The organism is Collinsella aerofaciens (assembly GCF_025289055.1).
In the GTDB taxonomy this organism is placed as follows: Bacteria; Actinomycetota; Coriobacteriia; order Coriobacteriales; family Coriobacteriaceae; genus Collinsella.
Map to the genome: position 1 here is coordinate 18,008 of NZ_JAESIQ010000008.1, position 14,097 is coordinate 32,104.

The 14,097-nt window shown below is 60.5% G+C and carries 12 protein-coding genes; 10 read left to right on the forward strand and 2 right to left on the reverse strand.

From position 1 onward, the window contains the following. Position 1: 1 nt before the first annotated feature. Together larB and serB are read right to left on the reverse strand one after the other, a co-directional pair. Positions 2 to 784 (reverse strand): nickel pincer cofactor biosynthesis protein LarB, encoded by a 783-nt coding sequence (gene larB / locus JMJ97_RS03545; protein WP_260699186.1) that lies wholly within the window; start codon positions 782 to 784, stop codon positions 2 to 4. Between the two features lie 114 nt (positions 785 to 898). After that, the gene (gene serB / locus JMJ97_RS03550; RefSeq protein ID WP_260699187.1) at positions 899 to 1,534 is read right to left on the reverse strand and encodes a phosphoserine phosphatase SerB; all 636 of its coding nucleotides are present in this window, start codon (positions 1,532 to 1,534) and stop codon (positions 899 to 901) included. Between the two features lie 256 nt (positions 1,535 to 1,790). Between serB and aspS the strand changes: the two genes are divergently transcribed. The 10 genes from aspS (at position 1,791) to JMJ97_RS03600 (ending at position 13,991) form a co-directional block, all read left to right on the forward strand. Further along, positions 1,791 to 3,578 carry an aspartate--tRNA ligase gene (gene aspS, locus JMJ97_RS03555; protein WP_196026100.1) on the forward strand — a complete coding sequence of 596 codons (1,788 nt, stop codon included), beginning with the start codon at positions 1,791 to 1,793 and terminating at the stop codon, positions 3,576 to 3,578. A 356-nt stretch (positions 3,579 to 3,934) separates the two neighbouring features. Further along, the gene (locus JMJ97_RS03560; RefSeq protein ID WP_260699188.1) at positions 3,935 to 4,183 is read left to right on the forward strand and encodes an HPr family phosphocarrier protein; all 249 of its coding nucleotides are present in this window, start codon (positions 3,935 to 3,937) and stop codon (positions 4,181 to 4,183) included. Between the two features lie 188 nt (positions 4,184 to 4,371). Then, positions 4,372 to 4,614: a FeoA family protein gene (locus JMJ97_RS03565; protein ID WP_040358815.1), complete on the forward strand. Its 243-nt coding sequence runs from the start codon at positions 4,372 to 4,374 to the stop codon at positions 4,612 to 4,614. Between the two features lie 39 nt (positions 4,615 to 4,653). Continuing rightward, positions 4,654 to 4,875: a FeoA family protein gene (locus JMJ97_RS03570; RefSeq protein WP_006234774.1), complete on the forward strand. Its 222-nt coding sequence runs from the start codon at positions 4,654 to 4,656 to the stop codon at positions 4,873 to 4,875. A gap of 123 nt (positions 4,876 to 4,998) precedes the next feature. Further along, positions 4,999 to 7,326, forward strand: a complete 2,328-nt coding sequence (gene feoB, locus JMJ97_RS03575) for a ferrous iron transporter B (RefSeq protein WP_260699189.1) — start codon at positions 4,999 to 5,001, stop codon at positions 7,324 to 7,326. Positions 7,327 to 7,501: 175 nt separating this feature from the next. Then, positions 7,502 to 7,702 (forward strand): hypothetical protein, encoded by a 201-nt coding sequence (locus JMJ97_RS03580; RefSeq protein WP_006234772.1) that lies wholly within the window; start codon positions 7,502 to 7,504, stop codon positions 7,700 to 7,702. A 144-nt stretch (positions 7,703 to 7,846) separates the two neighbouring features. Next, positions 7,847 to 8,926: a substrate-binding domain-containing protein gene (locus tag JMJ97_RS03585; protein ID WP_260699190.1), complete on the forward strand. Its 1,080-nt coding sequence runs from the start codon at positions 7,847 to 7,849 to the stop codon at positions 8,924 to 8,926. Between the two features lie 460 nt (positions 8,927 to 9,386). Further along, positions 9,387 to 10,814: a glucuronate isomerase gene (uxaC, locus tag JMJ97_RS03590; protein ID WP_250786875.1), complete on the forward strand. Its 1,428-nt coding sequence runs from the start codon at positions 9,387 to 9,389 to the stop codon at positions 10,812 to 10,814. A 96-nt stretch (positions 10,815 to 10,910) separates the two neighbouring features. Further along, positions 10,911 to 12,425 carry a tagaturonate reductase gene (locus tag JMJ97_RS03595; protein WP_195543842.1) on the forward strand — a complete coding sequence of 505 codons (1,515 nt, stop codon included), beginning with the start codon at positions 10,911 to 10,913 and terminating at the stop codon, positions 12,423 to 12,425. An 81-nt stretch (positions 12,426 to 12,506) separates the two neighbouring features. After that, the gene (locus JMJ97_RS03600) at positions 12,507 to 13,991 is read left to right on the forward strand and encodes a UxaA family hydrolase (protein WP_260699191.1); all 1,485 of its coding nucleotides are present in this window, start codon (positions 12,507 to 12,509) and stop codon (positions 13,989 to 13,991) included. Positions 13,992 to 14,097: the final 106 nt, after the last annotated feature.

Sequence of the window (14,097 nt, forward strand, 5' to 3'; positions counted from 1 at the left end):
CTTAACGGGCGCGGGATGTGCCGGCGCTCAGATGATTGATAAGACTTGCCTGGTAGGCGGCACCAAAGCCGTTGTCGATATTGACGACCGAAACGCCGCTGGCGCAGGAGTTGAGCATGGCGAGCAGCGCGGCTACGCCGCCGAAGCTCGCGCCGTAGCCCACGCTGGTGGGAACGGCGATGACCGGGCAGCTCACCAGACCGCCGACGACGCTCGCCAGTGCGCCCTCCATGCCGGCGATGGCGATGATCACCTGTGCCTGGGCAAGTTCCTCGGCATGTGCGAGCAGGCGGTGCAGGCCGGCGACACCTACGTCGTAGAGGCGATCGACCTCGTTGCCATAGAACTCGGCCGTCAACGCGGCTTCCTCGGCGACGGGCAGGTCGCTCGTGCCGGCGCAGGCGACGACGATGCGTCCGTTGCCGGTGGGGGAGGGCTTGCCGCCCACGAGGGCGAGCTGCGCGTCCGGGACATATCCCAGGTCGATGCCGTTGCCGAGGAGCTCCGAGGTACGGGCTGCTTTTTCGCTGTCCAGGCGCGTGACTAGGATGCGCTCCTGACCGGCATCGTGCAGCGCTTCGATAATGGCGGCAATTTGCTCGGCGGTTTTACCGGCGCCGTAGACAACCTCGCCGGCTCCCTGGCGCACTCCGCGCGAAAGATCGAGCTGCGCAAAGCCCAAATCGGCGGTCGGAGCCGTCTGGATGCGCGTAAGGGCATCGGCAGGGGTGACTGATCCGCCAGCAACATCGCTCAGCAGCTGCTCTAGGTCTCGCTTATCCATATATGTTCCCTTCGACGGCGCAAAGTCTAGCACTCAAAGGGTATGTTTCCGAACACTAAGACAAAATTGTTCGGAAACTATAGGACGGACTGATTCAATTGTTAGACGGATCGGCTAGTCACGCAGGATGATGTCCATGGCGAGCATCAGGTTGCGCTCGTCGATGGCAAACGGGGCGGCTTCGCGCGTTTTGGGCTTGGCGCAAAACGCGATGCCAGTGCCCGCGGCCTGAATCATGGGGATATCGTTGGCGCCGTCGCCGATTGCCACGGTGTGTGCCATATCGACGCCGCACTCAACCGCCCAATCCAGCAGCCGGATGAGCTTGGATTCCTTGGTCACGATGTCTGCCGCCAGCTTGCCGGTGAGCTTGCCGTCCACGACTTCCAGGCGGTTAGCGAGGCAAAAGTCGATGCCCGCGGCGGCCACGATCTTATCGGCGACCTCGTGAAAGCCGCCGCTTACCACGCCGACCTTCCAGCCCTTGCTGTGCGCCGAGCGCACAAGCTCCAGCGCGCCGGGGGTAAACGTCACGCGCTCAAAGGTGCGCTCGAACACGCTCTCGTCCAAGCCGGCAAGCAGCCCCACGCGTTCCTCGAGCGCCTGCTTAAAGTCGAGCTCGCCGCGCATGGCGCGCTCGGTGATCTTCGCCACTTGCTCGCCTACGCCGGCCTCCTCGCCCAACAGGTCGATGACCTCCTGGTTGATGAGCGTGGAGTCGATATCCATAACGATGAGGCGTGCAGTCATGGCGGGCCTTTCCGAGTGCTGTTTTATTGGGGCATATTGTCGCACGTGACGAGCGCGGGCGGGTGCCGCGGTGCGCCAATTGTTTCGTCTCCGTCAAGTCTTTGGGCAAGAGTTACTTTTTCGCGGTACATCGACGTGGGTGCGATAAGATAGAACGCCATGTCCGGCTGCGCGGTTTACGCAGGCTGGGCAAATCTGTACGACGCCGCCCGGAACGACACGGGGCGGCACAGATCCATAAAGGAGGATCACTGGTATGAGCCAGACCCGTCCCATCGATGAGCATTCCATGCACACCCGTACCTGCGGCGAGCTTCGCTTCGAGAACGTGGGCGAAGAGGTTACCCTCACCGGTTGGGTGAGCCGTCGCCGCGACCACGGCGGCCTTATCTTCTGCGACCTTCGCGACCGCGAGGGCATCACGCAGCTCACCTTCGACCCCGAGCACTCCGATGGCGATGCCTTTAAGATCGCCGAGACCATGCGTCCCGAGTGGCCCATCAAGATCCACGGCGTCGTGCGCGCCCGTGGCGAGGAGACCACCAACACCAAGCTCGCGACTGGCGAGATCGAGGTCCTGACCGACCACGCCGAGGTGCTCAACACGTCCGTCACCCCGCCGTTCCAGATCGAGGACGGCATCGAGACCAGCGAGGACACCCGCCTGCGCTATCGCTATCTGGACCTCCGTCGTCCCGAAATGATGGCCAACCTCAAGCTGCGCTCCGACTTCACCTTTGCCATTCGCGAGGCGCTGCACAACCGTGAGTTCATGGAGGTCGAGACGCCCTCCCTGTTCAAGTCCACGCCCGAGGGCGCCCGCGACTTCATCGTCCCCAGCCGCATCCAGCCGGGTAACTTCTACGCCCTGCCGCAGTCCCCGCAGCTCCTGAAGCAGCTGCTCATGGTCGGTGGCGTCGAGCGCTACTACCAGGTTGCCAAGTGCTTCCGCGACGAGGACCTGCGTGCCGACCGCCAGCCCGAGTTCACTCAGGTCGATATCGAGATGTCCTTCGTGGACCAGAACGATGTCATGAGCGCGCTCGAGGAGGTTCTGTCCGATGCCTTCGGCCGCATGGGCGTCGAGATGCCCACGCCGCTGCGTCGCATGAACTACTGGGATGCCATGGACACCTATGGCTCCGACAAGCCCGATACCCGCTATGGCATGCACTTGGTCGACCTGACCGACATCTTCGCCAACTCCAAGTTCAAGGTCTTTGCGACCGCCGCAAACGAGGAGGGCTCTGTCGTCAAGGCCATCAACGCCAAGGGTGCCGGTGCCTGGGCACGTGCCAAGATCGATAAGCTTGCCGGCGTGGCCTCCACGTTTGGCGCCAAGGGTCTGGCTTGGATCGCCTTCCGCGAGGACGGCTCTATCAACAGCCCCATCGTCAAGTTCTTCTCGGACGAGGAGATGGCGGCTCTGCGCGAGCGCATGGACGTCGAGCCCGGCGACCTTGTGATGTTCGCCGCCGGCCCGCGCCTGCTCTCTGACGAGATCCTGGGCGGCATGCGTTCCCACATGGCCAATGCGCTCGAGATCAAGCGCGAGGGTCACGACTTCCTGTGGGTCGTCAACTTCCCGCTGTTCCATTGGGATGAGGACCGCAAGGCTTACGCTGCCGAGCACCAGCCCTTTACCCTGCCGACCGAGACCGACATCGCCAAGATCGAGGCCGACCCGTTGGCAGCCGGTTCTTGCACCTACGACTTTGTCATGGACGGCTTTGAGGCCGGCGGCGGCGGTATGCGTATCCACAACGCCGAGATGCAGATGTCCATGCTCAAGCTCCTGGGCTTTACCGAGGAGCGCGCCGAGTCGCAGTTTGGCTTCCTCATGGAGGCCCTCAAGTTTGGTGCGCCCCCGATGGGCGGTTTCGCTCTGGGCCTGGACCGCGTGTGCATGCTGCTCACCGGTTCCGACTCCATCCGCGACGTCATGGCGTTCCCCAAGACGGCCAGCGGCTCCGACCTCATGTCGGGCGCCCCGAGTGCCGTTTCTGGCGCCCAGCTCAAGGACGTCAGCCTGCGCCTGATGTAGGCAAGCGGCTACATATTGCCCGTAACGAGGGAAGGACGCGTGCCTTCCCTCGTTTTTTATGCGTCGAGGTTGTGAGGGCATGGGGTGACCGGACGTCGCGGAAACTGTGTCCCGGAATTTGCGTCCAGAATGGGATGTACTTTCCGCCAGGGTCGCTCAGCGGAAACTGCGTCCCAGAATCCAGCCAAATAACGGGTCGCACTTTCCGGTTGAGCCTTCTGGCGGAAACTGTGTCCCATCATTGACGCTCGAAATGGGATGCGATTTCCGTCCCGCCCTCAACAAGCATCTAACGCTACAATAACTACCACGTGGCTGGGTTTGCCGGCCGAATGTGCGATGCCGCGGGAGGGGACATGGTCGAGTTTACAAAGACGATTAAAGATCCGTTGGGACTGCATGCCCGCTCGGTTGCGCTGCTCTATGACATCATTGCCAAGCATCGTAGCGACGTGTCAGTCAGTATCGGCGATCGCCACACGGATGGCCGCGACGTTATGGGGCTCATGGCCCTCTATGGTGAGTGCGGCGAGAGCGTCGTCTTTCGTGTTTCGGGCGTGGATGAGGCCTCCTGCGTCACGTTGATCAGAAACCTCTCGCTCTAAGCATGACGGGGCGCGGCAAAGGACAGCTCTTTGCCGCGCCTTTTTGTTTCGTATAGGAAACTTTTTCGAAAACTGAATAGAGACCCTTTCCAAAAAGTTAACCACGTGCTAGTTTACTAAAGCGAACATAGACGTGGTTAACTTTTATCGCGTCGATGTTGAGGACGAACTGACGTTAGGAGCCACTCATGTCTTGCGGACCGCAGATGCCGGCCATGCCGCTTTCGATGGTAAAAGCGGGCGAAACCGTGCGCGTGTCTCGTGTAAAGGGCAATGAGGACATGAAGCACCACCTCAAGGACCTCGGCTTTGTCGAGGGCAGCGAAATCCACGTGGTGAGCTCGAGTGGCGCCAATATCATCGTCACGGTGCTGGGCGCACGCTTTGGCATCGATTCCAAGGTTGCCATGCACATCATGACCGTCGGTTAGTCCGCAGCATTTCATAAAAACCGAAAGGGGGACAAGAGGATGAAGACGTTGGGTGACGTTAAGGTGGGCGAGAGCTCCACCATCGTCAAGCTTCACGGTGAGGGTGCGCTTCGCCGCCACCTTATGGACCTGGGGCTCATCAAGGGCACTTCGTTCAAGGTCGTGAAGGTTGCACCGCTCGGTGATCCGGTCGAGATCAACGTGCGCGGCTACGAGCTTTCCATCCGCAAGGAGGAGGCCGCCGTCGTCGAGGTTCAGTAAGGACTCGCGGCGCATATTTCTGCAGATAAAGTTAGGTTTTTCTAACTTAATGCAGCATCTTTGAAGCACATTATCCAGCCTGCGCGGAGAAAGCAGCGCAGGCACACAAGGAAGAAGGATTGAATGGCGGATTCTCAGATCCATGTCGCGCTGGCGGGTAACCCCAACTGCGGCAAGACCACGCTTTTCAACCTGATTACCGGCGCCAACGGCTACGTTGGCAACTGGCCCGGCGTCACGGTTGAGAAAAAGGAAGCCAAGCTCCTAAGCGACAAGAACGTTACCATCACGGACCTCCCTGGCATCTACTCGCTTTCCCCCTACAGCCCCGAGGAGCAATGCTCGCGCGATTACCTCATGAGCGGCGAGCCCGATGTTGTCGTCCAGGTTGTCGATGCCACCAACCTCGAGCGTAACTTGTACCTGGCGCTTCAGGTTATCGAGACCGGCCTGCCCGTGGTGGTTGCCCTCAACATGGCCGACTTGGTCGAGAAGAACGGCGACAAGATCGACACGGACAAGCTTTCCAAGAAGCTCGGCTGCCCGGTCATGATGATCTCGGCTCTTAAGAACAAGGGCATCAAGGAGCTGTTCGAGCAGGTCAAGAAGTCCGCTGCTTCCAAGGGCCAGGTGCCGGAGCACAAGTTCGATTCCTCCATCGAGGACGTTCTGGACCACATCGAGAATAACCTGCCTGCGAGCGTTCCCGCCAACAAGCGTCGCTACTACGCCGTCAAGCTGTTTGAGCGCGATGCAGACGCCTGCAAGCTCATCAACCTCACCAAGGAGAAGGCCGCTCGCGTGGAGCAGCTGGTCGCCCAGTGCGAGCAGGACTGCGACGACGACGCCGAGTCCATCATCACCGGCGAGCGTTACGGCGTGATTGCCCACATCATTGACGAGTGCCTCACCAAGGCTCCGGCAAAGATGAGCACCTCCGAGAAGATCGACCGCGTGGTTACCAACCGTATCCTGGGCCTGCCGATCTTTGTGGTCATCATGTTCTGCGTGTACTACATCGCCGTTTCTACCCTGGGCGGCACGGTGACCGACTTCACCAACGACCAGCTCTTCGGTACCGACGGTTGGTATGTGCTCGGCCAGGGTCGCGACGCCTACGACGCGGCCGTCGAGGCTGCGGGTGACAATGCCGACTCGGTCGACCCGGCACAGTACGGCCCCTATGTCCCGGGTATCACCACCGTGGTGCACGACGCCCTTGTGGCGGGCGGCACCGAGGACGGTGGCCTGGTCGATTCGCTGGTCTGCGACGGCATCGTCGGCGGCCTGGGCGCCATCTTCGGCTTCGTCCCGCAGATGTTCCTGCTGTTCGTCATGCTGTCCTTCTTGGAGGACTGCGGCTATATGGCCCGCGTCGCCTTCATCATGGACCGCGTGTTCCGCCGCTTTGGCCTGTCCGGTAAGTCCTTTATCCCCATGCTCGTGTCCTCGGGCTGCGGCGTCCCCGGCGTCATGGCCACCAAGACCATCGAGAACGAGAAGGACCGCCGCATGACGGTCATGACCACCACGTTCATTCCCTGTGGCGCTAAGCTGCCGATCATCGCCCTGCTCATGGGTTCTATCATCGGCGATTCTTCCACCACCGCCGCGTGGATTAGCCCGCTCTTCTACTTCCTGGGCGTCTTTGCCGTCATCGCCTCGGGCCTCATGCTCAAGAAGACCAAGCTCTTCGCCGGTCGCCCGACGCCGTTCGTTATGGAGCTCCCCGCCTACCACTTCCCGGCGATCCGCTCTTGGGCGCTGCACGTGTGGGAGCGCTGCTGGGCCTTTATCAAGAAGGCCGGCACGGTCATCTTTGCCTCCACTGTCGTGGTTTGGTTCCTGTCCAACTTTGGTAGCTACAACGGCTCCTTTGGCTTCCTGCCTGCGATGGAAGGCATCCCCGAGGAGTTCATGGACTACTCCGTGCTCGCCATGCTGGGCAACCTGGTTGCCTGGATCTTCGCCCCGCTCGGCTTTGGCACCTGGCAGGCAACTGCGCTGACTGTCTCTGGCCTTGTCGCCAAGGAGAACGTCGTCGCCACCGCCGGTTCGCTGCTGTCCGTGGCCGACGCCGCCGAGACTGACCCGAGCCTGTGGACCGCGTTCGCCGGCATGTTCCCGACCATGGGCGCTTGCGTTGCCTTTGGCGCGTTCAACCTGCTGTGCGCCCCGTGCTTTGCCGCCATGGGTACCATCCGCAACCAGATGGATTCCGGCAAGTGGACTGCGATCGCCATCGGTTACGAGTGCGCCTTTGCCTGGGTCATTGGCCTGTTCATCAACCAGTTCTACAACCTGCTTGTCCTTGGCCAGTTTGGTATTTGGACGGTTGTAGCCATCGTTCTGCTGGTTGCGATGCTCTTCCAGATCTTTCGTCCCATGCCCAAGCACGCTTGGACGGACGAGGACGAGACCAACACCGCTTCCGCCGCAGTTTCCGCTTAAGTCCAAATAAGGATTAGCCCCTTTCCACGAGCCCGGGTATCTTCGCGATACCCGGGCTTTTTGGTGGGAGAGATGTGGCGTTTCCGCAGATAAAACCAACCAAAATAAACCTGTCCCTTTTTGGTAGGTGGAGAATGGGGTAAAGTAAGTGATGGTTAACTAGAGGAGGCTTGCTATGGCACCTATCGATATTGTTGTACTGGCTGTTATCGGCGTTGCGTTTGTCGCCGTGTGCGTGCGCATCTACCGCAAGGGCACCTGCGCCGACTGCGCTCAGGGTGGCGTTTGCACGGGGCATTGCTCCAACAAAAAGACGTGCGCTGCACTTAAGGGCGTAGACAAAATCGCCGAAGACTTGGGTCGCGGTATCAAATAAGGTCCGGACATCCAAGCGCTCCGCGGGCATCCGTTCGCGGGGCGCTTTGTGCATTTGAGGGAGAGCACGGCGAGTCGAAGAGTATTTTTGGGGTATCGTTAACTGGACTATTAATTGGCAACTTATCTATAACGGAGTAACCGCATGAGCGCTCGCGTAACCATGAAGGACATAGCCGCCGAGCTTGGCGTTTCCATCAATACCGTGCACAAGGCTCTGACGGGAAAGGCCGGCGTGAGCGAATCCGTGCGCGCCAAGGTGAACGCTAAGGCCGAGGCCATGGGCTATCACCGCAACACAAGTGCCTCAAGCCTGCGCCGCAAGGATATCAATCTGGTGTTTTGCCTGCCCCGCGCATCGCGCGAAGGAGCGTACTTTTTCCGTTACCTGTGGGAAGGCTGCAATCGCTTTGAACAGGAGGTCATCGACCGGGGCATTACGGTTGAGCGCGTTGAATTTGGCGTGGGCGGCTACGCTGATGCACTCGAGCAAATCGACGAGCGTCTGCAGGTGGGCGAGAAGATTGATGGCTTGCTCGCCTATGCGCCGGGCGACGATCGTGCGACTGAGCTTTTGGGGCAGATCGCCGAGGCGGGCGTGACGATTGAGCTTGTCGACGGCGACCGTCCGCATTTGAATCGTTTGGGTGCGAGCTTGGCCGATTATTCGACGGCAGGCAGCCTTATGGCCGAGCAGGCGGCAAACCTGGTCCATGCTTCTGGGGCCGACGCCCGCGTGCTCCTTTTGACAGGCGACCCATATACCGATTCGCACTATCTAACCGCCCGCGCCTTCCACAATTACCTTCGCGAGCACAATGTTCCCTGGCAGGTTGAGGATCTTGCAGGTGCCCATGCGCAAGTCAAACAACTCGAGCATGAGCTCGAAAAGCGCTTGAGTGCGCCGGACGCCCCCGAACTTATCTGTAGCGTTTTTGCCGTTGGTTCCGAAGTGGTTGCCGACGCGCTCGTCTCGACCGGCAAGGCCGGTCAGGTCATGGTGATCGGCAACGACCTGTTTCCCGAAAGTGCTCTGGCCTTGCGCCGCGGTATCTTTACCAATATTGTCTATAAGGACCCGACGAGCCTGGCGTATCGCGGCGCTAAGACGCTGGGCGATTATCTGCTGTGGGGAAGGACCCCGACGGTGCCCGTCCAGAAGGGCGCCGTCGAGATGGTATTTGCCAGCAATGTCGACCGCTACTGCGAACTTGCGGGTATTTAGCCGATTGAGCAGGTACCCCCTCTTGCGACGTGCATTTTTGGGAGTATTCAGCATTGGCATGCCCTGAATGAGGTGCAGAACGACTGTTTTAAGTGCCCCCGATGGCGTAATTTGCCATCGGGGGCACTTTTTATGCCGATCGGGCGCTATCTGCGTTCCAAATAGGACGCTGAGGATGGCGCACGGCGCGCTCCAATGCTGAATACTCCCAAAAATGTACGTCGGGACATGACCCACCTGAGCAAAAGCGCTCAAGTTCGGTGTTCGGGGACGCCAACCGGTCCGCAATGCATGCAAGTCACAGCTCCGGCAACCGTTGAACGGGCAAAACCTACCGTTCACCCCATGGTTGTTAGGTGAACGTTCACCTTTTGAGTCGTAATGGATTAGTATGGTGAACGTTCACCTAAAGGATAACGAGCGCGCCGTGCGCCCGCGTTGCCAGCAAAGGGGCTGTTTGATGAAAAACTTTATGGACGATCAGGATTTCCTGCTGAGCACCAAGACCGGTGAGGAGCTGTTCCACAACTTTGCCGAGGGCATGCCCATCGTCGACTATCACTGCCACATTTCTCCCAAGGAGATTTGGGAGGACAAGCGTTTCGAGAACATCACCGAGGTTTGGCTGGGCGGCGACCACTACAAGTGGCGCCTGATGCGCGCCAACGGCGTCGACGAGCGTTTTATCACTGGCGACGCCCCTGCTCGCGAGAAGTTCCAAAAGTGGGCCGAGACCCTGGGTCGCTGCGTTGGCAACCCCGTCTTTGAGTGGAGCCACCTGGAGCTTAAGCGCTACTTTGGCTACGAGGGCGTCCTCAATGGCAAGACTGCCCAGGAGGTCTGGGACCTTGCCAACGCCAAGCTCGCTGAGGCTAGCTTTACCTGCCGCAACCTGATCAAGCAGTCCAACGTCCGCATGATCTGCACTACCGACGACCCCGCCGACAGCTTTGAGTGGCACAAGAAGATTGCCGCCGACGACAGCTTTGACGTTCAGATCGTTCCCGCCATGCGCCCCGATGCCGCTTTGCGCATCGAGCGCGGCCAGGAGTTTGCCGACTACTGCAAGCACCTTTCCGAGGTTGCCGGCGTTGAGGTCAGCGACTTTGAGGGCATGAAGGCTGCCATTTCCAAGCGCTACGACGTTGCTCACGAGCTGGGCTGCCGCGCCTCCGACCACGCACTCGATTACGTCATGTACGTCCCGGCTACCGCCGACGAGATCGAGGCCATCTTTGCCAAGGGCCTGGCTGCTGAGCCGCTCACCGAGGAAGAAGTCCTCAAGTACAAGACTGCCTTTATGCAGTTCGTTGCCGGTGAGTATGTCCGTCTGGGCTGGGCCATGCAGCTGCACTTTGGCTGCAAGCGCGACAACAACCGCGCCATGTTCGCCAAGCTCGGTCCCGACACCGGCTACGACTGCATCTCCAACTACACGCCGTCCGACCAGCTCGCCGATTTCCTCAACTCCATCCAGGAGACCTGCGGCCTGCCCAAGACCATCCTGTACAGCCTGAACCCCATCGATAACACCATGATCGATACCGTCATGGGCTGCTTCCAGGAGGCTCCGACTGCCGGTAAGATCCAGAACGGCTCCGCCTGGTGGTTCAACGACAACGAGGTCGGCATGCGCGAGCAGCTTACGGCTCTGGCTAACGAGGGCGTGTTGGGCAACTTTGTGGGCATGCTTACCGATTCCCGCTCCTTCCTGTCCTATCCGCGCCACGAGTACTTCCGTCGCGTGCTGTGCAGCGTGATCGGCGAGTGGGTCGAGCAGGGCAAGTACCCGGCCGACATGGAGCTGCTGGGCGAGGTTGTGCGCGACATCAGCTACAACAATGCGGTCCGCTACTTTGGCTTTGACCTGGACACCGTCGAGGCCTAAGCCCGCATCGAATCACATCGAACACGGGAGCGCCGTTGCCACACACGGCGCCCCCGTTTTGCTTGCACGCTAACAGCTATCTAAGGAGAGACACAGATGGAGAACATCAGCTACGATGCGCTCGAGAAGATCGGCTACAAGGGCTATCTGCTGCCCAAGGACGCTCCCGAGAAGGTTCTACAGTTTGGCGAGGGCAATTTCCTGCGCGCCTTCGTCGACCGCTTCTTTGACATGGGCAACGAGGCCACCGGCTGGAACGGCAAGGTCGTCATGGTGCAGCCCATCAGCGGTGCCTTTGGCTTTGCCGACGGTATCAATGCCCAGGACGATCTGTACACCGTGCTGGTGCGCGGCAAGGAGAACGGCAACACGGTTGACGAGTCCCGCGTGATCAGCGCCTGCAGCCGCTGCCTTAACCCGTATCGTGAGGACGACTACCGCGCCATGATGGAGGTCGCTGTCTCCGACGACCTAGAGATCATCGTCTCCAACACCACCGAGGCCGGTATCGCCTATGACCCGTCCTGCAAGGCCGACGACATGCCACCTGCGAGCTTCCCCGCCAAGCTTGCCCAGGTGCTCCACACCCGCTGGGCTGCCGGTAAGCCGGGCGTCATCGTCCTCGCCTGCGAGCTCATCGATCACAACGGCGAGGAGTTGCTGCGCATCATGAACCAGTATGTGAGCGACTGGGGCTGGGAGGACGAGTTTGCGCAGTGGATGGCTAACGACTGCACCGTCTGCACCACGCTCGTCGACACCATCGTACCGGGTCGTATCCGCGACGCATCCGAGGCCGCCGCGGTGGCTGAGCGTCTGGGCTACGAGGATCCCTTCCTGGCCGTGCGCGAGCCCTTCCAGATGTGGGGCATCCAGGGTGACGAGTCGCTTGCCGAGAAGCTTCCCTTTGTGAAGGCTGGTCTTCCGGGTGTCTTTGTGACTCCCGACGTCACCCCGTACAAAAAGCGCAAGGTCCGCATCCTCAACGGTGCCCACACCGCCTTCGTTCCGGGTTCCTGGGTTGCCGGCTTTGATATCGTGCGCGACTGCATGCATGACGAGACCATTCGCGGCTTCATGAACACCATGCTCTACGACGAGGTCATTCCGACGCTTGCCGCCGACTTAGATGTCGAGGACTGCAAGGCCTTTGCCGCCGCCGTCGAAAACCGCTTCGACAACCCGTTTATTGATCATGCGCTGCTCTCCATCTGCCTCAACTCCACGGCTAAGTGGCGCGCTCGCGACCTGCCCACGCTCAAGGACTACGTTGCCGAGACCGGCAACCTGCCCAAGTGCCTGGCGACGAGCCTCGCTACGCTCATCTCCTTCTACACGCAGGAGCTCGTGTCCCGCGAGGGCGACGGCCTGCACCTGCGTCGCTCCGACGGCACCGAGTACACCGCTCAGGACGACGCCTTCGTGCTCGACTTCTACGCCGCCCATGCCGGCGCCGACGATGCCCAGCTGGTGCACGACGTGCTCACCAACGAGCAGATGTGGGGCGAGGACCTTACGCAGATCGCCGGTCTTGAGGAGTTTGTCGTCAGTGCGCTCGCCGTCGTGCGTGCCGAGGGCGCCAAGCAGGCCTTCGCCAACGCTCAGGCGTAAATTTCCGGCGCGGACGCGGGCGCGGGACGGCATGCCCGCGCTTCGACTTCTGCTCAACCTGTAGGGTTAGGACCATTTGTAATGAATACTATCCAGATCAATCCGGCCGATAACGTGATCGTTGCGCTGTCGCCGCTTGCCAAGGGCACTGCCGTCGCGGTTCCCGGGGTGGGCGAGGTCGTGGCCGCAGAGGATATTCCGCAAGGCCACAAGATGGCTGTGCGCTCGATTGCCGCCGGCGAGGACGTCATTAAGTACGGCCTTCCTATCGGTCATGTGACGGGCGATGTCCAGCCCGGTCAGTGGCTTCACACGCACAATATGAAGACCAACCTTTCGGGCGAGGTCGAGTATACCTACAACCCCACACATCCGGTCGTTGAGCCGGTTGAGCCCGAGACCTTTATGGGGTTCCGCCGCGCCGACGGTCGTGCCGCGACGCGCAACGAGCTGTGGATCATCCCCACGGTCGGCTGTGTCAACGAAGTCGCCCGTGCCATGTGCGAGCAGGCCCAGGATCTGGTCGATGGCTCGCTGGAGGGCGTCTACTACTTCCCGCATCCGTTCGGTTGCTCGCAGACCGGCGCCGACCATGCCCAGACCCGTCGTCTGCTGGTGGCGCTCTCGCGTCACCCTAATGCGGCCGGCGTGCTGTTCCTGTCGCTCGGTTGCGAGAACTGCACACACCAGCAGGTGCTCGACGAGCTCGGTGACTTCGATCACGAGCGCGTTCGTTTTCTCACCTGCCAGGATGTAGCCGACGAGCAGATCGAGGGCCACAAGATTCTGGCCGAACTGGCAGACCTCGCCAAGCAGGCCAAGCGCGAGCCCATTCCGGCCTCCGAGCTGGTTATTGGACTTAAGTGCGGCGGCTCCGACGGCCTTTCGGGCATTACCGCCAATCCCACAATCGGTCGCGTGAGTGATATGGTTGTCGCCCGCGGCGGCACGTCGGTGCTTACCGAGGTGCCCGAGATGTTTGGCGCGGAGAGCATCCTGCTCGACCGTTGCGAGAACGAGCAGGTCTTTAACGCTGCCTCCGACATGCTCAATGGCTTTAAGGACTACTTTATTAGCCACGGCGAGGTCGTTTATGAGAACCCGAGTCCCGGCAACAAGGACGGCGGTATTACCACGCTCGAGGACAAGAGCTGCGGCTGCGTGCAAAAGGGCGGATCTGCCCCCATCGTCGACGTGCTGCCGTATGCCGGCCAGGCAAATAAACACGGCCTGAACATGCTGTGCGGTCCGGGCAACGACATGGTATCCACCACGGCGTTGACGGCTGCCGGCTGCCACGTGATTCTGTTCTCGACCGGCCGCGGCACACCGTTTGGCGCGCCGGCGCCTACGCTCAAGGTGTTCACCAATCAGCGTTTGTGCGACCACAAGGCCAACTGGATGGACTTTAACGCTGGCGTGATTGCCACGGGTGAGCGCACGCTCGACGAGGCTGCCCACGATCTGTACCAGCTGGTGCTGGAGACGGCGAGCGGTAAGCTCACGAGTGCTGAGCGCCGTGGCTGTCACGAGATCAGTATCTGGAAGGACGGCGTCTGCTTGTAGCGGCAAGTGCGCCCAAGCATAGCGAGATGTCGTCTGCCCCGTTGGGAGTGATCCCGGCGGGGCTTTTTCGCTTCGTGGTTAAGTGAATATGTTGGAAAATCTGATA

Bases quoted from the DNA above. Each gene is read 5' to 3' on its own strand.
- uxaC (WP_250786875.1), top strand. From the start codon at position 9,387: ATGAAAAACTTTATGGACGATCAGGATTTCCTGCTGAGCACCAAGACC.
- aspS (WP_196026100.1), top strand. From the start codon at position 1,791: ATGAGCCAGACCCGTCCCATCGATGAGCATTCCATGCACACCCGTACC.
- serB (WP_260699187.1), bottom strand. From the start codon at position 1,534: ATGACTGCACGCCTCATCGTTATGGATATCGACTCCACGCTCATCAAC.
- larB (WP_260699186.1), bottom strand. From the start codon at position 784: ATGGATAAGCGAGACCTAGAGCAGCTGCTGAGCGATGTTGCTGGCGGA.
- JMJ97_RS03570 (WP_006234774.1), top strand. From the start codon at position 4,654: ATGAAGACGTTGGGTGACGTTAAGGTGGGCGAGAGCTCCACCATCGTC.
- JMJ97_RS03585 (WP_260699190.1), top strand. From the start codon at position 7,847: ATGAGCGCTCGCGTAACCATGAAGGACATAGCCGCCGAGCTTGGCGTT.
- feoB (WP_260699189.1), top strand. From the start codon at position 4,999: ATGGCGGATTCTCAGATCCATGTCGCGCTGGCGGGTAACCCCAACTGC.
- JMJ97_RS03595 (WP_195543842.1), top strand. From the start codon at position 10,911: ATGGAGAACATCAGCTACGATGCGCTCGAGAAGATCGGCTACAAGGGC.
- JMJ97_RS03600 (WP_260699191.1), top strand. From the start codon at position 12,507: ATGAATACTATCCAGATCAATCCGGCCGATAACGTGATCGTTGCGCTG.
- JMJ97_RS03565 (WP_040358815.1), top strand. From the start codon at position 4,372: ATGTCTTGCGGACCGCAGATGCCGGCCATGCCGCTTTCGATGGTAAAA.
- JMJ97_RS03580 (WP_006234772.1), top strand. From the start codon at position 7,502: ATGGCACCTATCGATATTGTTGTACTGGCTGTTATCGGCGTTGCGTTT.
- JMJ97_RS03560 (WP_260699188.1), top strand. From the start codon at position 3,935: ATGGTCGAGTTTACAAAGACGATTAAAGATCCGTTGGGACTGCATGCC.